This window comes from Bradyrhizobium sp. Kon37 (genome assembly GCF_055807535.1).
In genome coordinates, this window is record NZ_JBVVOY010000204.1 from 1 (window position 1) to 321 (window position 321).

The window sequence follows — 321 nt, forward strand, 5'->3', positions numbered from 1 at the left end:
ACAACCGGCGTGCTGGCAGCCAGAAGAAGATGAAAATCAGTTGGATGAGTTACGGCTGAATGTGGTTGAAGTGGGATCTCTTCGCGATCAAACGCCAGATCACCCCCGTTAACCACTTCAGAACCGTGGGTGATGCCTTTGAAATCGAACAGGTTGGTATCGCACAGATGCGACGGCACCACATTCTGCATCGCGCTGAACATCGTCTCGATACGCCCTGGATAACGTTTATCCCAGTCACGCAACATGTCAGCAATCACCTGACGTTGCAGGTTAGGCTGTGAACCGCACAGGTTGCACGGAATAATCGGGAACGCTTTT

General features: G+C 51.7%; 1 pseudogene. It reads right to left on the reverse strand.

Annotation, left to right across the window (positions count from 1 at the left end):
- Positions 1 to 321, reverse strand: a pseudogene (locus AC0L3J_RS37810) (hypothetical protein); the annotation flags it as partial.